The organism is Agromyces marinus, from assembly GCF_021442325.1.
Classification (GTDB): Bacteria; Actinomycetota; Actinomycetes; order Actinomycetales; family Microbacteriaceae; genus Agromyces; species Agromyces marinus.
The window spans coordinates 1,194,342-1,211,633 of sequence record NZ_CP087879.1 but is presented as its reverse complement, the minus strand read 5'-3'; the positions used below and the strand labels follow the sequence as shown (position 1 = coordinate 1,211,633).

Here is a 17,292-nt window from a genome sequence, read left to right as displayed (position 1 = left end):
TCGGGGAGACGATTCGCGCGCTCAGCGACGCAGCCCGAGACGCTCGATGAGCGCACGGTAGCGGCTGATGTCGACGTCGGCGAGGTAGCCGAGCAGACGACGACGCTGACCGACGAGGAGCAGCAGGCCACGACGCGAGTGGTGGTCGTGCTTGTGCTCCTTCAGGTGCTCGGTGAGGTCCTTGATGCGCTTGGTGAGGATCGCGATCTGGACCTCGGGGGATCCAGTGTCACCGGGGTGAGTCGCGTACTCGTCGATGATCGCCTTCTTGATGTTCGCATCCAGTGCCATAGACGGGATCCCTTCTTCTCGTTGCGCGCTGCCCGGGGCTGGGTGCCTGGGCTCTCTTGATGCGCGGCCGATTCACGGCAACCTCCATACTCTACCAGAGCGGATGCCGCGGGGTTGCCGCAGGATGAAGCGCATGGTGGTCGTGATCAAGCGCGTGTACGACGCCCCCGAGGCATCCGACGGATACCGGGTGCTCGTCGACCGGCTCTGGCCGCGGGGGATCTCGAAGGAGCGCGCCGAACTCGACGAGTGGGCGAAGGATGCCGCGCCCTCCCCGGAACTGCGTGCCGAGTGGCACCACGCAGCCGACCGTGCAGGCACCTTCGACGGGTTCGCGGCGCGGTACCGTGCCGAGCTCGACGGCAGCGCGGCCGCGGCCGCGCTGCTCGAGGTCGCGGGCACGCACGAGCGGGTGACGCTCGTGTACGGGGCGAGGGATGAAACGCAGAACCACGCGCGGGTGCTGCTCGAGTGGCTGGCGGCGCACGGGGCGGAGACGGGGTAGTGCGGTGACCCCGGTGCGGCTCAGGCGCTGCGTGCCTCGCCGATCGGGTCGGCGGTCGCGTCGAGGTCTGTCAGCACCGCTCTTGCCGTGCACGCCGCCGCCGAGGAGGCTGGGGCGATGAGCGTGATCTCTCCACGACTGGCCGCGGTCGTCGACGCTCTTCCGCTGCGGCCCGGCATGCGGGTACTCGAGATCGGCGGCGCGCCGGGCACCGCGGCCAGAGCCGTCGCGGCTCGGATCGGCGACGGTCACATCCTGGTCGTCGACCGCTCGGCGAAGGGCGTCGCGCTCACCAGGCGCACGGCGGCCGACGAGATCGAGGCGGGCGTTCTCAGCGTGAGGCAGGTCGCGGTGGAGGACTTCGAGCTCGACCCCGGCGAGCGCCCCTACGACCTGGCGTTCGCGTGCCGGGTCGGCGCCCTCGACGGCCGGCACCCGGCGGCCGGGGAGCGCGCGCTGCGCCGGATCGCGGACGCACTCGCCCCCGATGGCCGCCTGTTCATCGACGGCGGGGATCCGCTGCGCGAACTCGTGCTGCCCGGTCGACCGGGGCGGTGACGCAGGCGGCGCGGCGCCGCACGCCCGCGGATCGAGGAGGCGCGCCGGCGCCGTCTCGAGACCCCGTCGAATGTCGGTGGTCGCTGGTTGACTGGCCTCATGCCAGCCACCCTCGATCTCCCCGCCGAAGCGGCGCTGGAACTCGAGTTGGCGTCGATCACGGTCTACGAGCAGCTCATCCGACAGCTCCACGCTGAGCGCTACCGGGCCGTGCAACGCGCCCGTGAACTCGCCGCCGAGGCCGACGGCGTCACCGAGTCGAGCGCCGCAGGCGAGCGCGATCTGGCGACGCGGTCGTTCGTGGCCGAACTCGCGACGACGCTCGGGCAGCACGAGGCATCCGCTGCCCGGCTGGTCGCCGAGGCCGAGCGCCTGACCGGGCCGCGGAGCGCGACGCTCGACGCGCTCGAGGCGGGGCTGATCGCACCGACCCAGGTGCGGTCGGTGCTCGAGCTCACGCGCGACGTACCGGCCGAGGTCGCCGAAGCGGTCGAGGGTGTGGCGCTCGAGGCGGCCGCCTCCGCCGTGGCCGACGGGGTCGTGTCGACGAATGCCGACGTGCGCCGACGCATGCGGCGGGTGCGCGAGCGGTTGCATCCCGAGCCGCTCGTCGATCGGCGTGCGCGCGCGGCTGCCGATCGTCGCGTGTGCGTCGAGGCTGCGCCCGACGGCATGGCGTGGCTGAGCGTGTTCCTCGAGGCCGAGCGGGCGTTCGCGATCGAGCGCCGCCTGGGTGCGCTCGCCGCGCGTCCGGCCGAAGCCGACGATCGGCGCACGCGCACGCAGCGCGCGGCCGACCTCGCCGCCGACCTGCTGCTCTCAGGCGTCATCGCGGGCGATGCGCGCACCCGTGAGGCGGCCGCCGGCCCGACCGGGGCGGTGCAACCGCGCATCAACGTGACCGTGCCCGTGCTGACCCTGTTGGGTCTCGACGACGAGCCGGCCGACCTCGAGGGTTACGGCCCGATCGACGCCGAGACCGCCCGCCGCCTCGCGGCGCACGCGCCGTCGATGCGGCGGATCCTCGTGCACCCCGAGACGGGCGCCACCCTCAGCTACGGCCGCGAGACCTACCGTGCGCCGGCCGACCTCGACGGGTTCGTGCGAGTGCGCGACGGGCAGTGCCGCTTCCCCGGCTGCACGCGTCGTGCCGAGCGTGCCGACCTCGACCACACGATCGCCTGGCAGCACGGCGGTCGTTCCGACGCGTCGAACCTCGCCGCACTGTGTCGACATCATCACCGCCTCAAGCACGAGAGCGCGTGGCGAGTGGTGCAGGAGGGCGGCGGCGTCATGCGCTGGACCTCCCCCGCGGGGCATGTCCTGCGCACGCATCCGGAGCGGAGGTTCGAGGGGGTCGGGGCTGGGGAAGCAGTCGGGATCGGTGAGGCGGTCGGTGCGGGCTCGCGGCCGCCTGGCGCGGCGAACGCGCCGGTGCCGTCCGTGCCCGTCGGCTCCGCGTTCGTGGACGGCGCGGTCAGAGAACTGCTCGACCCCGAGTTCGAGGCTGTGCCGTTCTGATCTCGCGTGCGCCGAAGCTGTCAGCTATTCGCCGTCTCTCAGCAGCGGAGGCAGGAACCCGGATCGGTCGAGTTCCCTGATCAGGAACGGGGTCAGCTCGTTCGGGCCGAACGAGACGCTGTAGGAGCGCCCGCCGGCATGATCCGGCTTGAGCAGACCGCGGTCGAGCAACGGCCGCAGCGCATGGCTCCGCGTCGAGGGGCTGCCCGGAATCAGGTGCTCGAGCTGCCCGGCGCGGATCACCTCGTGATCGAATGCGAACTGCACCACGTCTCGCTCGAGCGCGGTGATGCCACCCGACCTGGTGAATCGGTCGAGTGCCGGCACGACCAGTGTGCCGCGCACCACAGCGTTGTCTTGCAGCTGGTGCAGTCGCCGCAGGTCTGCCAGCAACCCCTCGATGAAGAACTCGCACCACGCGATCGTGCCGGCGTTGCTCAAGTCGTCGGCAGCTGCGAGGGCGTCGTAGTAGTCGCTCCGCGACACGCCGAAGACCGCGGTCGGGTTGACCGTTCGGAGCCCGACAGGGCTCACGAACCCATGGCGGCCGAGCATGGCGTAGCTCAGCAGCCTGGAGACGCGCCCGTTGCCGTTCTGGAACGGATGGATCCAGCGGAAGCGATGGTGCGCGATCGCGACGTGCAGGAGCTGACGGTGGGTCGGCACCGGGAGATTCACGAACTCGAGGAACCGGTCCATCTCTGCCTGGAGCGACTGCGCGAGCGGCGGGCGATGCGCAGCGCCTTGAATGGCGACATCGCGGACCCGGTACGCACCAGGTCGCGAGTCGCCCTCTCTCACGAGCGAGTCGACGGCACGGCGGTGCAGGTCGCGCACGAACGCATGCGTGACCGGACGCGAGCGATCGACCGTGTCCACGAACTCCATCGCCGCCTCGACGTTGAGGATCTCCTGGATCGCCTCGGGCACCCCGGCTGCGTCGCGTTCGGCTTCCTGCGCTCCGGCGATCGCGTCGAGCATCGCGGTGCGGTTGCCCTCGATGCGTGCCGACACCATGCTCGAAAGAAACTGGAACAGCCTGTGGAGTTCGGAGAACACTCGAGCGGGGGTCGTGCCGACGCCGATCTCACCGCGCAGGCGTTCGAGATCGACGACCGACGCGGCCAACGGTGAATCGAAGTCGAACCGGGGAAACGCCCACGCCGATTCGTCGATGTGCGGCACCGCATTTTGCTCAGACATGCTCAGGATTTAGTGAGACCCGGCCTCGATGCCAATGATCAGGACGAAGTTGACCCCTGGAGCGTGCGGGAACATTTTCAGGGCGTCGCGTGCAGTATTCGCGCGATCCGCCGTCGCATTCACCGGCGTCGCCCGAGGCAGGCAAGTCTGGCAGATGCCCCGACGGCGGCGCAGCCCTGACACCCCGGGCATGAACGAACCCCGGGCACGGCACAGATACCAGACGGATCGCCGCACCCGGGGTTCGCTCCCCCTGGGTCCCTAGTACTTCTTGATCGGGATGATGCTCGCCCCCGGACCGGGCTTGTCGACCCAGCACCCGGCGTGGTACGCGGCGTTCCATGCGGTCTTCTGCGCGGCGGACGCGTTGTGCTCCGCGAACGAGCGGGTCCCCGCATACCGGCACAGCTGGTGCCACGTCTTCGGCCCGACGATGCCGTCCGAGACCAGTCCGACGTAGCTCTGGAACCGACGCACGTTCGTCTTGGTGTTCGCGCCGAACTGGTTGTCGACGGTGAGCGTGTACCCGCCGTACGTCTTGCCCCGAACGTGGCTGATGCCGTTCAGCATCTTCTGGATGTTCCCGATGCACGACGCGTACCCGCCGTACGCGTACTGGTGCGCCGTGCACCCCTTGCCCGTCGACCCGGTTCCCGCGTGCGCCGCCGTCGCCGGCACGACGACACCGAATCCGGCGATGGCGATCGCCAGCAGCCCCCCGGCGACACGAGCCCCGTCTCGGCCCGACCCCCGGCGCACCCTGCGCAGCGCGAGCCTATTCAGAGCCCGCCTCAGGGGTGAATGGGCAGCCGTCCCCGTACGCGCCGAACCGCTACGGAACCACGACGACCTTGCCCACCACCGCTCCCGCCCCGATCCGCGCGAGCGCGCCGGCCACGCCCTCGAGTCCGACGACCGCGTCGACGACCGGCGTCAGTGCAGCGGATGCCACGAGCCCACCGAGTTCGTCGAGCCCGCCGTTCGGCTGCGCCGCGAGCAGGCGCAGCTCGCGCCCGTCGCCATCCGGCCGCCCCTGCGTCGCCGCGACCGCGGCGATCGTGCGCAGCGATCCGCCGACGACGACCAGACGGCCTCCCGGGCGCAGCAGCCGACGGTAGGCGGCGAGCGGATGCCGCGCGACGAGGTCGACGATCACGTCGAATCGCGGGGAACCGGGTGCGCTCCGCGCTGCGAACAGCGCCGCGCCGGCATCCGCTGTGATCATCTCGGTCGCACCCAGTTCGCGGACCGGACCCAGCTTCTCGGCGCGATCGACGCCCACGACCTCGCCCGCACCGAGATGCCGCGCGAGTTGCACCGCGAACGTGCCCGCTCCCCCGCCGGCACCGACGACGAGCACGTGCTCACCCGCTGCCAGCCCCGCGACCCCGACGAGCGCCTGCCAGGCCAGCCCGCCCGCCTGCGGCACCGCGGCAGCGGTGACCGGGTCGACGCCGGCCGGGCGACGACGCAGCGCCGCGGCATCCGCTGCGACGAACTCGGCGAAGCACCCCCACCCGGCATCCGACAGATCGGCCCACACGGCGTCGCCTACCGCGAATTCCGCGACGCCGGCACCGACCGCGACGACCTCACCCGAGACATCCGCCCCCAGGACCGGGTGCTCGGGACGCCACGGCCCGCCGAACCGCGCGAGCAGGGTTCCGCGCAGCAGGTCCCAGTCCCACGAGTTGACCGACGACGCGGCCACGCGCACGAGCACCTGCCCGGCGGCGGGGACCGGGATCGGCGCTTCGACGATGCGGAGCCGCGACGGACCTCCGTAGCGGTCGTACCGCAGGGCGCGCATGCGGGGAGCATATCCGCACCGCGAGTGCGACGATGGAAGCGGGAGACCCCATGGCCGACGCCCGACGACGAACCGAGGACCGCCCCGGCTATCCGCCGCTCGGTCTCACCGCCGCCGTGCTCGCACTCGGCGCGATCCTGCTCGGGTCGGCGGCCGTCGTCGGGATCGCGGAGGTCTCCGCACGAGCGTCCGCCTCGTACGAAGCGGTCGTGGCGAGCATCGTCGACGAGGGCTCCGAGCAACAGCTCGTCGCCGACCGGCGCGGCAGCAGGCAGGCACAGTACCGGGTCGTGAGCGTCGAGCTCGCCGACGGGACCCGCGCTGAGATCCGGAGCGACGACCTCGCCGTCGGCGAGCGTGCGACCGTGTACCGCAGCACCGGGGGCACGATCGCCGCGACGATCCCCGACCCGCCCGGCCCGCTCGAATGGGCGGTGTGCGCGGGTGCCGTGCTCGGCGCGCTCGCGCTGGCAGTCGCATCGGTCCGCACTATCCTCCCGGCACGAACGGGAAGATCGCCGGCCACCCGTTGTGGGCGTACACGATCACGCAGAACACGACCGCGTCGAAGATGAGGTGCACGATGAGCACGTACGTCAGCGACTTCGTGAGCTTGAACGTGTAGCCCTGGATGAGCGCGAACGGGATCGTCAGCAGCGGGCCCCACTCGCGGTACCCGAGTTCCCACAGGAACGACACGAACACGACCGCCTGCAACAGGTTCGCCTGCCACGTGGGGAAGTGCCGACGCAGCAGGGCGAAGACCGTGCAGATGAAGAACAGCTCATCCCACGTGCCGACCGCGTTCACGCCCACGAACAGGCGCGCGACCTCGCCGGGCTCGGTCACCGTCGGCCAGTTCTCGTACACCCCCGACGTGATGAAGTAGAACGGCAGGATGAGCCACCCCGCGACGGTCACGAAGATCAGGTAGAACCACTGCGTGCGCGTCCACCGCCGACCCGTCCGCCACGGGAAGCGGATCGTCCGCTCGCGGTACACCAGCCGCGAGATGAGGAACGGCACGACGACCGCCGCACCGAGCACGACCGTGAACCGCAGCATCGCCTCGTTCGACAGGTCGGCTTTCAGCGACATCGTCGAGATGATCGCCTGCCCGATCGCGATGAGCGCCAGGTCGGGCGCGAGCCGCTCGGTGCGCCCGGCCCGGTCGGTCGCCCACGCCACGGCGAGCCCGACGAGGAGCATCGCGTAGCCCGGCAGGCGCTCCTGGACTCCGAAGAGCAGGATGGCGGCGCCGCACACGAGTGCGGCGGGCACGAGTGCGATCGGGTGCGTGCGGAGCGCGGCGGGAGCGGATGGGGTCACGGTTCCCAGCGTGCCATGTGCATCGTTGTCGGGAGCGGATGCCACGATCAGACCATGCCCGGAATCGTGCCGCCCTACCTGCTCGACCGCATCGCGAGCCTCGCAGCGCCCAGGTTCCCCCTGGCAGCGGATGCCGCCCGGCGCACGCTCCTGCGGGAACCGGCCGCGCTGCTCGGGCGTGAGGCGCCGGAACAGCGCGAGCTTCCAGAACTGCCCTCGGTGCTTCCCGACGTCCCCTCCGAGCCCGACCGCCGCATCTCCGACGCGGAAGGGTACGAGAAGCTGCCCGGCCGGCTGGTGCGCAGCGAAGGCGAACGCGCCACCGGTGACGAATCCGTCGACGACGCCTACGACGGCCTCGGCGACACCCACCGGCTCCTCGTCCGCGTCTTCGGTCGCGACGGCATCGACGGCCGCGGCGGAACGCTCGAGGCGACCGTGCACTTCGGCCACCGCTACGACAACGCCTTCTGGGACGGCGAGCGCATGGTGTTCGGCGACGGCGACGGCGAGATCTTCAGCGGGTTCACGCAGTCCCTCAGCGTCATCGGACACGAACTCGCGCACGGCGTCGTCGAGCAGACGGCGAGACTGCGCTACCAGGACCAGTCCGGCGCCCTCAACGAGCACGTCGCCGACGTCATCGGAGCGCTCGTCGAGCAGTACTCGCTCGGACAGGACGCCGATGCCGCCACCTGGCTCATCGGCTCCGGGGTGTTCACCGAGCACATCGAGGGCCGGGCGCTGCGTTCGATGCTCGAGCCCGGAACGGCGTACGACGACGACCTCCTCGGCCGCGACCCGCAGCCCGCGCACCTGAGCGACTTCGTCGTCACCGAAGCCGACCACGGCGGGGTGCACCTGAACTCGGGCATCCCCAACCGCGCATTCGCACTCGCGGCGATCGAGGTCGGCGGGTTCGTGTGGGAGCACGTCGGGCGCGTCTGGTACGACACGCTCACAGGTGGTTCGCTCGACCCCGACAGCGGGTTCACGGCGTTCCGCGCGGCGACGCTCGCCGCGGCATCCGCTCGTTTCGGCCCGGAATCGCGCGAGGCACGGGCCATCGAGTCGGGCTGGGCGGCGGTCGGGGTCGAAACCGAGAGGCGCGCCGGGTAGCATCCGCACCATGGAGGTCGAGGTCACCCGCAGCGGCGGGTTCGCCGGGCTGCGACTGACGTGGACCGTTCAGGTCGAGGACCAGCCCGACCCGGAGGAATGGGTGCTGCTCGTCGAACGCCTGCCCTGGGGCCGGACGCCGCCCGTGCCCGCGGAACCCGACCGGTTCGAGTACCGCATCCGGTGCACCGGCGAGACGGCGAGCGCGGCGGCGCCGCCCGAGCGCGCGGCGACGCAACCCGAGCGCGAGGCGACGCTCGCCGAGCGCCAGGTGACGGGCCCGTGGCGCGAGCTCGTCGACCGCGTCACCGAGACCGCGGAACCCGAGCGGCGGCGGACGCCGACCGAGGCCTGAGCTGCGCGACGCGCGCGACCGGCGGCACGCACCCGGCGGCACGCGACCGATCAGGCGGCGCGGAGCTCGCCCCGCACGATCGAGTCGCCCGAGTGCGCGGGATCGCCGTCGACCGGCTCGGCCGAGACGTCCACGAGCGGGTACTCGTCGAGGTCGATGCCCGCCGGCACCGCGAAGCGCGCGGAGTCGCCGTCCATCAGGCCGAGGCTGACGAGCCCGGATGCGTCGGACCGGATGAGCCACACCTCGCGGACCTCCCCCGACGCCACCTCTGCGGCCAGGTCGACCACGATCGTGCGCTCGCCTGCGGCATCCGCCTCGACCGTCGCGGTCCCCGTGGAATCCCACCCGGGGAAGGCGTCGAGCTCGGCGGTGGCGATCACGGTCGCCGGGTCGGCGCCGCCGCCGCCGCCCGTGCCGGCGAAGCCGAAGCCGATTCCGATGCCCGCGAGCAGACCCACCACCGCCGCGGCGGCCGCGACCGGCAACCACCGGCGCGAACGCCCCGGGCGCGCCCGAGCGGCCGGCTCGACCGCCGACGGGACGCGTGGTCGGGCACGTGGCACGTGGCGCCGCGCGCCGGCATCCGTCTCGGCGAGCGGGTCGTCGGCGAGCGGGTCGTCGGCGAGCGGGTCGTCGGCGAGATCGGCCGCGAGCCCGAGCTCGCCGTGGATGGCCGCCCAGACCGACGCGGGCGGAGCCTCCAACCCCTCGGACGGCGACTCGCGTCCGAGGTCGACCGTCCGCGCGAGCGCAGCGTACTCGGCCGCACACGCGTCGCAGGCGTCGAGGTGGGCGCGGACCGCGGCATCGGGCTCGCGGCCGTCGAGGGCCAGCACGGCCAGCTCGTCAGGCTCGACGTGGTCCATCCTCCACCTCCCATCGTGATCTCAGCCGACTCAGGCTGCGTCGGACATGGCTCTTCACCGTCCCGATCGGCAGGCCCATGGCCTCGGCGATCTGCGAGTGGCTGAGCTGGTCGTAGAACGCGAGCTGCATCACGCGACGCGGCACCGGCTCGAGTCGCCCCAGTTCCTCGGCGACCATCGCGCGCTCGGCGAAGTCGTCGTCGGCTGCGGCCACCGCGACGGATGCCTCGGCGACGAGGCTCTCCTCCAGGCGACGCGAGCGCGCCCGCGCTTCGTGCGCGTCGGCGATGCGGTGCTTGGTGATGCCCACGATCCACGCGCTGAGCGTCGAACGGGAGACGTCGAAGGTGCCGCGTCCGCGCCAGGCGGCGAGGTAGACCTGCTGGGTGACGTCCTCCGCGTCGGTCCGATCACCGAGCGAGCGCAGCGCGAGGCGGAAGACCAGCGGCGACCAGCGCGCGTACGCCTCTCGGAGGGCGCGTTCATCGCCCGCGGAGAACTGCTCCGCGAGGGCTCGGTCGTCGAGGGTGTCGAAGGCGATCGGGCTCACCGTGGGGCGCTCATCCCTTCGTCGGCTCGGACCGGTCCGCGCGTCGGCCGTGACGCGCGGCTGCACCGCGGTCGTCGACTGCGGCGCAGCCATCAGCATATCGAGCATCCCCACCCTGCCCTTCGGTCTCCACGGTCAGGTCGGCACGGCGATCGCGACGACGTTGCTGAGGTAGGTTCGCGCGTCGTAGTCGAACGCTCCCCCGCACGTCACGAGCGTCAACCGCGGCGACCCGGAACGATCGAACGCGGCATCCCAGTCCACGGCCGTCTTCTCGACCACCTCGAGCGACTCGACGGCGTACGTGTGGCGGGTGCCCGCGGCATCCGTCACGATCACGGCGGTGCCGGGCGCCGCATCCTTCAACCGGGCGAACGGCAGGACGTCGTACTCGAGGGAGTCGACGTGGGCTGCGATGACGGTCGAGCCGGCGCCCGAACCCGGAGCCGGCCCCCATCGGTACCAGGCCGCGAGCGACGGGTCGTCGAAGAGCTCCATGCCTCCGCCGGAGTCGACGCCCACCGGGCGGACCGCGACGTCGATGCCGAGGTCGGGCAGCTCGACCCGGACCGGCGCGGGCGGCGACGCCGCACGATTCGCCTCGGGCGCCGAGGAGCGGCGCGGGACCTCGGGCACGGTCTGCTGCGCGCGCGCGGCATCCCGGGCGGCCGGCGCCGCGGCAGCGGGTCGGTCGTCTCCGCCTGGCCCGCCTCCTCCGCCGGCTCCGCCTCCTCCGCCTGGCATGGCGGCGCAGCCGACCAGCAGCGCCAGCGCGGCGACGGCCGCGACCGAGGACCCCCACGCCCCGGCCGCGACCGCCTCCCCCCGCACGGTGATCAGCGCTCGGTCCTCGCCGAGACGGCCTTGCGGGCCGCTCCGGCTGCGATCGCGATCACCGAGAGCGCCGCGATGGCCGCGGCGGCCCAGAGTCCGACGACGCGCTCCGGCGCGTTCGTCGCGACGAGACCTGCAGCGCCCGCGGGGACGCCGTCGGGGCTCGAGTGCATGCCCGTCACCGTCTGCACGGCGAGCGCGAGCGTGTCGTCCTCGAGGCTGCCCCACGCGTAGGCGATCGTCAGCGTGCCCTCGGCGACGTCGACGGGTGCCGGCCCGAGCACCGGGTCGGTCGTGCCCGCGGCGGCCACGGAGGCCTCGACCGTGCCCGCGGGCAGGTCGAGCGACTGCTCGTCGGGGTTCGCGAGACCCGTGATCACGGCCTCGCCGCCCGCGAGCACGTCGACGGCGGGTGCCGCAGCGACGTGGCGCACGGTCAGCCGGCCCTCTCCGGCGGCGATCTCCGAGACGTCGTTGGTGAACAGGTTGGCGGTCGGGTTGCCGTCGGCGTCGAGGTTCGCAACGGCCGTGTAGTTCCCGCCTGCCTCGAGCGGCAGGTCGACGGGTCCGATCACGGGCTCCGAGGCATCCGCCGCGTCGGACGCGGTGATCGCGACCGAGTACGTGCCCGCGGCGAGCTCGAGCGGGCCGGCGAGGTCGCCGGGCTCGAAATCGTCGAGCGTGAGCTCGTCGTTCACGTACACGTCGACGGTGAGGCCGGGGACCCCGTGCAGCACGGAGAGCATGGCCGCATCCTCGGCGGCGTTGGCCGGCGCGAGTCCGCTGAGCGCGACGAGCGCTCCGGCGCCGATGCCTGCGGCGATGAACTTCTTCATGGTGTCCTCCTGGTCTGTCCCGCGGTTCGCGGGGCGGATCTTGCCTGACACCACTTCCTTCCGGATGAACGGGCCGATCGGATGCACATGCATGGAAGATTCTCGCCATCCCGCGGCACGACGAAGGCCGGCGCACCGTTCGGTGCGCCGGCCTCCTGCCGTTCAGGCTGCCCGGCTCAGCTCACGCCGAGCAGGTCGATGACGAAGATCAGGGTCTTGCCCGAGAGCGGGTGGCCGCCCGCGGTGCCGTAGGCCTTCGCGGGCGGGACGACGAGCTTGCGGCGCCCGCCGACCTTCATGCCGGGGATGCCCTCCTGCCAGCCGGCGATGAGCGCCTGCAGCGGGAAGTTGATCGACTGGCCGCGGCTCCACGACGAGTCGAACTCCTCGCCCGAGTCGTACTCGACGCCGAGGTAGTGCACGTCGACCGTCGAACCGGGCGCGGCCTCCGCACCCTCGCCGACGACGATCTCCTCGATCACGAGCTCCACGGGAGCCGGCCCCTCGGGGGCCTCGATCTCGGGCTTGCTGTTCGTATCAGTCATGCACCCATCCAAACGGATGCCGCGGCCCGATCACAATCGCGGACGCCCGTCCACCCACCACTTGCGCGGATGGCGAACACGTTGCACGCTGGTCCCCTAAGAGCTCGCCGCCCCGGAGAGCTGTCGGCTGAGGCCACACCACGGGGCGGCGAGTTTCACTGTTCCGGTGCCGGTCGCCCCGCACCGGAGCGCGTCACCCTTGCCGATCGCCGCTCTGGGGCCGATCGCCGCCCTCGGGCGACGGCTCGGTGGGATCGACCTCGTCGTAGATGACGTTCGCACCCCGGCGCTCGAGGTCGGCGAGACCCTCGCGCATCGCCTGCACCTGCTCGGGCGAGTGCCCGGTCCAGTCGCGCAGTTCCCCGATCACGCGCACCGGCTCGCGCGTGCGGTACGAGCGGGTCGGGTTGCCCGGGAACCGCTTGTCGGTGAGGTTCGGGTCGTCCTCGATGGCGCCGGTGGCCTCCACGAGGTAGATGCGTCCGGGTCCGTCGCCGGCCGCGAGTTCCGCGCCCCAGACCGCGGCATCCAGCGTCTCGGTGACGTACACGTGGTTCGCCGTGCGGCCACCGCCGAAGTTCGAGGGTCGGCCGGGGACGATGAGATCGCCCGGCGCGAGGTCGGCCCGGGTGCCGTGCAGCAGCGCACCCGACTCATGCACCTGGAACGGTTTCGGCTCACCCATGACCCGGTGCCCCCGAGATCGCCGCGCGGTCGCGCGAGACGGCACCGAGGAGATCCTGCTCGTCCTCGAAGCGTCGCACGTCGGCACGCCCGGTCGCGATGGCGTTGCGGGTGAACGCGAGCCTCGTGGCATCCGCGATGAATCGCCGCACCGCATCGGTGCGCGGCGGATGCTGCGCACGCGCCCACCCGAGCGCCGCCCGCCGGCCCGCCCACGTCGAGAGCCCGTCGACCTCGTCGCGGCTGAACCAGCCCGCGGCGGCGTACTCGGCCAGCCTGGTCCGCGTGACGCGCTGCTCCTCGCGCCGCAGCACGACGGTCAGGACGACCGCGCCGACGAAGATCGGCACCTGCACCGTGAAGTAGAGGGCGAACGCGTCGGCGAAGGCGAGCGAGCCGTTCCAGAACGCGTGCAGCGCGATGGCGCACACCAGCCCGGCGGCGAACCAGCCGAAGACGTTCGCGCCGTGGCCTCGCCGTGCCGCGATGCCGACCGCGATGCCGATGCACGCCGTGAAGAGCACGTGCGCGAACGGCGAGAACAGGCCGCGGACCACGAACGTCATGCCGAGCTCATCGGCCCCGCCCTCGATGAGCGCGGCGCCGAAGTAGAGGATGTTCTCGGTGAACGCGAAGCCCGCCGCGATGGTCGCGGCGTACACGAGCCCGTCCACGGGCCCGTCCAGGTGCGACCGCGCGAGCGCGTACAGCAGCAGCACGCCGAGGCCCTTGGCGATCTCCTCCACCAGCGGGGCCTGCACGACCGCCTGCATCGCCTGCGAGCCCGTCGGCTCGCCCGCGGCCGCTGCGGCCGCGAACAGCTGCACGCCGAGGTCGACGAGCAGCGCGATCGCGACCGACACCGCGGCACCCCAGAGGAAGGCCAGCCACAGCGCCCAGCGCGGTTCGGGTTCCCACCGGTCGATCCAGGCGACCGCGAGCAGCACGATCGCGAGCGGCACGAGTGCCGCGAGCGTGCCGACCGCGAGCACCGAGACGCCGAGCCCGACGGCCAGGTAGGCGGCCACGACGAGCGCGACGAGCCCGGCGATCGCGATGAGGACGACGACCGCGATGCCCGCCCCCGCCCGTGCACCGCGACGGCGTGCGGTCCGGTGCGGGAAGGGAGCGTCGGTGGGGAGGGTCACGCGGGAATCCTATTCGTCGTCGGAGATCACGTCTCGTCGACGAACATCACGCCCGGGTTGAGGATGCCTGCGGGGTCGAAGACCTCCTTGATGCGCCGCTGGAGGCCGACCGACGTGTCGCCGAGCTCGTCGGCGAGCCAGCGGCGCTTGAGGATGCCGACGCCGTGCTCGCCGGTGAGCGTGCCGCCGAGCCGGATCGCGGCACGGAACAGGTCGTCGGCCGCGGCCCAGATGCGCTCGGGAACCTCGTCGCCCTCGAACACGAAGTTCGGGTGCAGGTTGCCGTCGCCCGCGTGGGCGAGCGTCGGGATCTCGACGCCGTGGCGCCGCCCGATCTCGGCGATGGCGCGGAACATCTCGGGCAACCTCGAGCGCGGCACCGCGACGTCCTCGATGAGCACGCTGCCGCGCGAGGCGAGCGCGGGATGCATGGCGCGGCGGATGCCGAGGAGCCGCTCGCCCGTCGCCGGGTCGGTCGAGCGGACGACCCGCCCGCCGGCCTCGGTGAACACGCGGTCGATGACGGATGCCTCGGCCGCGGCATCCCCCGCATCGAACTGCGCGAGCAGGAAGGTCTCGCCCGGCGCGAAGCCCTCGAGCGGCGTGCCCGCGATGCCGTCGACGCCGAGGTGCTCGCGCACGCGGGCGAGACCGACCGGGTCGATGAGCTCCAGGATCGCGGGCCTGACGCGGGCGCCCGCGACGCCGACGACCGCCGCGCCCGCGGATTCGACGTCGGGGAAGGCCGCCGCCACGGTCTCGACGGGCCCGGCCACGACCGGGCGCAGCCGCAGCGTCGCCTCGACGATGACGCCGAGCGTGCCCTCGGAGCCGGTCATGAGCGCGGTGAGGTCGTAGCCCGTCACGCCCTTGACCGTGCGGTGGCCCGTGCGCAGCAGGGTTCCGTCGGCGAGCACGACGGCGAGACCGAGCACGCTCTCGCGCGTCACGCCGTACTTGGCGCACAGCAGGCCGCCGGCGTTGGTCGCGATGTTGCCGCCGATCGAGCTGATCGCCCGGCTCGCGGGGTCGGGCGCGTACCAGAGCCCGTGCTCGCGAGCGGCCCGGTCGAGGTCGCCGTTGAGCACGCCGGGTTCGACGACGGCGAGTTCGTCGGTTCCGTCGAGCTCGAGGATGCGGTTCATGCGCGAGAGGTCGAGCACGATGGAGCCGCGGCTCGACATCGCCCCGCCCGCGAGCCCGGTGCCCGCGCCGCGCGGCACGACCGGCGTCCGGGTCTCGGTGGCCAGGCGCATGAGCGCCTGCACCTCGCGGGTCGTGGTCGCCTCGACGACCGCGAGCGGCGGTGCGTCGCTGCGCTGGCCGGAGCGATCCTCCCGGACCGCCTCGAGCCGGGGCCCGCCGAGGATGGCACGGTCGCCGAATGCGGATCGGAGTCGGTCGCGGAGGGCTTCGGGCATGCGGCCCAGCGTACCGTCGCGGCGATGTCCGATTCCCGCTGGTCGAGGGCGCCGACGGATGCCACGCTTGAGGGGTGGACACGAACGCAACCGGGCACGCCGACCCGGCTCTCGAGGACGCAGCCTTCGCCGAGCGCTACCGCGCCATGCTCGCACGCGACGCCCGGTTCGACGGCCAGTTCATCACGGGCGTCCACTCGACCGGCATCTACTGCCGGCCCAGCTGCCCGGCCGCACCGCCGAAACCCCGCAACGTGACCTTCTACCGCACGGCCGCGGCCGCACACGAGGCCGGCCTCCGGGCGTGCAAGCGCTGCCTGCCCGACGCCGTTCCCGGCTCACCCGAATGGGACCTCGGCGACGACCTCGCCGCGCGCGCCATGCGGCTCATCACCGACGGGGTCGTCGAACGAGAGGGCGTGCCCGGACTCGCCGCCCGCCTCGGCTACACGCCGCGCCACCTCACACGCGTGCTCTCGGCGGAACTCGGCGCGGGCCCCCTCGCGCTCGCCCGCGCGCACCGCGCGCAGACCGCGCGGGCCCTGCTGACCTCGACCTCGATGCGCGTCTCGGACGTCGCGTTCGCGTCCGGCTTCGGCAGCATCCGCCAGTTCAACGACACCGTCCGCGCCGTGTACGAGCGCAGCCCGCTCGAACTCCGCGAGATCGGGCAGCGCGCGAACGGGCAGCGCGCGAACGGGCGACGCCGGGGGCGAGCGGATGCCGCGCCATCCGTCTCAGCGCCCGTCGAACCCGGCGTGGTGCGCCTGCGGCTGCCCGCGAGGGCGCCCTTCGATTCCGCCGGGGTCTTCGCGTGGCTGGCCGCACGAGCCCTCGACGGCGTCGAGGACGCGGCGCCCGATCGCTACGAGCGCGCGCTCGCACTCCCGGCCGGGCCGGCCCTCGTGCGGCTCGCGGCACCGGCATCCGCTACGGGCTCGGCATCCGCTACGGGCTCGGCATCCGCTTCGCCATCGCTCGAGGTCGAAGCCCACCTGACCGACCTCACCGACCTCGCCCCGCTCGTCGCGCGCGTACGGCGCCTGTTCGACCTCGACGCCGACGCCGAGGCGATCGACGCCGCGCTCGGCACCGACCCGGCGCTCGCGCCGTCGGTCGCGGCCGTCCCCGGGATCAGGATGCCCGGCGCCCTCGACCCGCACGAGCTGGTCGTGCGCGCGCTCGTCGGCCAGCAGGTCTCGGTCGCCGCGGCACGGACGGCGCTGACCCGACTCGCCGCCGACCTCGGTGAGCGCGTGGAGATCGCGGGGACGACCCGCACCCTGTTCCCGACCGCCGAAGCCATCGCCGAGCACGGCGAACAGGTGCTGCGCGGCCCGGCCGCGCGGATCCGGACCATCCTCGACGTGACCGCCCGGCTCGCGGGCGGAGCGCTCGTCGTGGCACCCGAGCGCGAGCGCGCCGACCTGCGCGCCGAACTCCTCGCGATCCCCGGCATCGGGCCGTGGACCGCCGGATACGTCGCGATGCGCGTCACCCGCGAACCCGACGAACTGCTCGTCTCCGACCTCGCACTGCGCACCGGAGCCGAGCGACTCGGACTCCCGCCCGATGCCCGTGCGCTCACCGCACGGGGCACCGCATGGGCGCCGTGGCGCAGTTACGCGTCGATGCACCTGTGGCGGGCGGCCGCGTTGTCGCCGTGAGGGCGCATCCGGACCCGATCGTTGTACATTCCGCACAGACGGAAGGC

19 protein-coding genes and 1 pseudogene are annotated in these 17,292 nt (G+C 72.7%); 7 read left to right on the top strand and 13 right to left on the bottom strand.

What is annotated here, in order from left to right; genetic code table 11:
* Positions 1-21: 21 nt before the first annotated feature.
* Positions 22-291: a 30S ribosomal protein S15 gene (gene rpsO, locus DSM26151_RS05685; RefSeq protein WP_234661445.1), complete on the bottom strand. Its 270-nt coding sequence runs from the start codon at positions 289-291 to the stop codon at positions 22-24.
* A gap of 133 nt (positions 292-424) precedes the next feature.
* On the opposite strand from rpsO, the gene DSM26151_RS05680 reads away from it, so the two are divergent.
* The 3 genes from DSM26151_RS05680 (at position 425) to DSM26151_RS05670 (ending at position 2,875) form a co-directional block, all read left to right on the top strand.
* On the top strand, positions 425-796 hold the full coding sequence (locus DSM26151_RS05680; protein ID WP_234661444.1) for a DUF488 domain-containing protein: 372 nt from the start codon (positions 425-427) through the stop codon (positions 794-796).
* 117 nt (positions 797-913) lie between these two features.
* The gene (locus DSM26151_RS05675; protein ID WP_234661443.1) at positions 914-1,354 is read left to right on the top strand and encodes an SAM-dependent methyltransferase; all 441 of its coding nucleotides are present in this window, start codon (positions 914-916) and stop codon (positions 1,352-1,354) included.
* Between the two features lie 99 nt (positions 1,355-1,453).
* Entirely contained in the window at positions 1,454-2,875 is a 1,422-nt protein-coding gene (locus tag DSM26151_RS05670) for an HNH endonuclease signature motif containing protein (RefSeq protein WP_234661442.1), read from the top strand.
* A gap of 24 nt (positions 2,876-2,899) precedes the next feature.
* Here DSM26151_RS05670 and DSM26151_RS05665 read toward each other — a convergent pair whose 3' ends face one another.
* From DSM26151_RS05665 to DSM26151_RS05655, 3 genes are all read right to left on the bottom strand, one after another.
* The gene (locus DSM26151_RS05665; protein ID WP_234661441.1) at positions 2,900-4,078 is read right to left on the bottom strand and encodes a Fic family protein; all 1,179 of its coding nucleotides are present in this window, start codon (positions 4,076-4,078) and stop codon (positions 2,900-2,902) included.
* Between the two features lie 261 nt (positions 4,079-4,339).
* Entirely contained in the window at positions 4,340-4,837 is a 498-nt protein-coding gene (locus DSM26151_RS05660) for a peptidoglycan-binding domain-containing protein (RefSeq protein WP_234661440.1), read from the bottom strand.
* 73 nt (positions 4,838-4,910) lie between these two features.
* A complete protein-coding gene (locus DSM26151_RS05655; RefSeq protein ID WP_234661439.1) occupies positions 4,911-5,888 on the bottom strand; it encodes an NAD(P)-dependent alcohol dehydrogenase in 978 nt (325 codons plus the stop codon).
* A gap of 50 nt (positions 5,889-5,938) precedes the next feature.
* Between DSM26151_RS05655 and DSM26151_RS05650 the strand changes: the two genes are divergently transcribed.
* Entirely contained in the window at positions 5,939-6,463 is a 525-nt protein-coding gene (locus DSM26151_RS05650; protein ID WP_234661438.1) for a hypothetical protein, read from the top strand.
* On the opposite strand, the gene DSM26151_RS05645 is transcribed toward DSM26151_RS05650, so the two are convergent.
* Positions 6,378-7,265 carry a CPBP family intramembrane glutamic endopeptidase gene (locus tag DSM26151_RS05645; RefSeq protein ID WP_407651032.1) on the bottom strand — a complete coding sequence of 296 codons (888 nt, stop codon included), beginning with the start codon at positions 7,263-7,265 and terminating at the stop codon, positions 6,378-6,380. The genes DSM26151_RS05650 and DSM26151_RS05645 overlap by 86 nt on opposite strands.
* A 6-nt stretch (positions 7,266-7,271) precedes the next feature.
* Here DSM26151_RS05645 and DSM26151_RS05640 point away from each other — a divergent pair, with 6 nt between their 5' ends.
* Both DSM26151_RS05640 and DSM26151_RS05635 read left to right on the top strand, forming a co-directional pair.
* Positions 7,272-8,336, top strand: a complete 1,065-nt coding sequence (locus DSM26151_RS05640; protein WP_234661437.1) for a M4 family metallopeptidase — start codon at positions 7,272-7,274, stop codon at positions 8,334-8,336.
* Between the two features lie 10 nt (positions 8,337-8,346).
* On the top strand, positions 8,347-8,691 hold the full coding sequence (locus DSM26151_RS05635) for a protealysin inhibitor emfourin (RefSeq protein ID WP_234661436.1): 345 nt from the start codon (positions 8,347-8,349) through the stop codon (positions 8,689-8,691).
* A 50-nt stretch (positions 8,692-8,741) separates the two neighbouring features.
* On the opposite strand, the gene DSM26151_RS05630 is transcribed toward DSM26151_RS05635, so the two are convergent.
* The 8 genes and pseudogenes from DSM26151_RS05630 to DSM26151_RS05595 all read right to left on the bottom strand — a co-directional run bounded on the left by DSM26151_RS05630 (position 8,742) and on the right by DSM26151_RS05595 (position 15,578).
* Positions 8,742-9,560 (bottom strand): anti-sigma factor, encoded by an 819-nt coding sequence (locus DSM26151_RS05630; RefSeq protein WP_234661435.1) that lies wholly within the window; start codon positions 9,558-9,560, stop codon positions 8,742-8,744.
* The gene (locus tag DSM26151_RS05625) at positions 9,541-10,110 is read right to left on the bottom strand and encodes an RNA polymerase sigma factor (protein ID WP_234661434.1); all 570 of its coding nucleotides are present in this window, start codon (positions 10,108-10,110) and stop codon (positions 9,541-9,543) included. The genes DSM26151_RS05630 and DSM26151_RS05625 overlap by 20 nt, the downstream gene beginning before the upstream one ends.
* Positions 10,111-10,245: 135 nt before the next feature.
* On the bottom strand, positions 10,246-10,941 hold the full coding sequence (locus tag DSM26151_RS05620) for a class F sortase (RefSeq protein ID WP_234661433.1): 696 nt from the start codon (positions 10,939-10,941) through the stop codon (positions 10,246-10,248).
* 5 nt (positions 10,942-10,946) lie between these two features.
* A complete protein-coding gene (locus DSM26151_RS05615) occupies positions 10,947-11,780 on the bottom strand; it encodes a DUF4397 domain-containing protein (RefSeq protein ID WP_234661432.1) in 834 nt (277 codons plus the stop codon).
* A 176-nt stretch (positions 11,781-11,956) separates the two neighbouring features.
* Positions 11,957-12,325 (bottom strand): FKBP-type peptidyl-prolyl cis-trans isomerase, encoded by a 369-nt coding sequence (locus tag DSM26151_RS05610; protein WP_234661431.1) that lies wholly within the window; start codon positions 12,323-12,325, stop codon positions 11,957-11,959.
* A gap of 268 nt (positions 12,326-12,593) precedes the next feature.
* Positions 12,594-13,010 (bottom strand): annotated as a pseudogene (gene arr / locus DSM26151_RS05605) (NAD(+)--rifampin ADP-ribosyltransferase); the annotation flags it as partial.
* Positions 13,003-14,157 (bottom strand): PrsW family intramembrane metalloprotease, encoded by a 1,155-nt coding sequence (locus DSM26151_RS05600; protein ID WP_234661429.1) that lies wholly within the window; start codon positions 14,155-14,157, stop codon positions 13,003-13,005. The pseudogene arr and the gene DSM26151_RS05600, both read right to left, overlap by 8 nt.
* Positions 14,158-14,183: 26 nt before the next feature.
* Positions 14,184-15,578 (bottom strand): FAD-binding oxidoreductase, encoded by a 1,395-nt coding sequence (locus DSM26151_RS05595; RefSeq protein WP_234661428.1) that lies wholly within the window; start codon positions 15,576-15,578, stop codon positions 14,184-14,186.
* A gap of 146 nt (positions 15,579-15,724) precedes the next feature.
* On the opposite strand from DSM26151_RS05595, the gene DSM26151_RS05590 reads away from it, so the two are divergent.
* Positions 15,725-17,245: a DNA-3-methyladenine glycosylase 2 family protein gene (locus DSM26151_RS05590; protein ID WP_234661806.1), complete on the top strand. Its 1,521-nt coding sequence runs from the start codon at positions 15,725-15,727 to the stop codon at positions 17,243-17,245.
* The last annotated feature ends 47 nt before the right edge of the window (positions 17,246-17,292 follow it).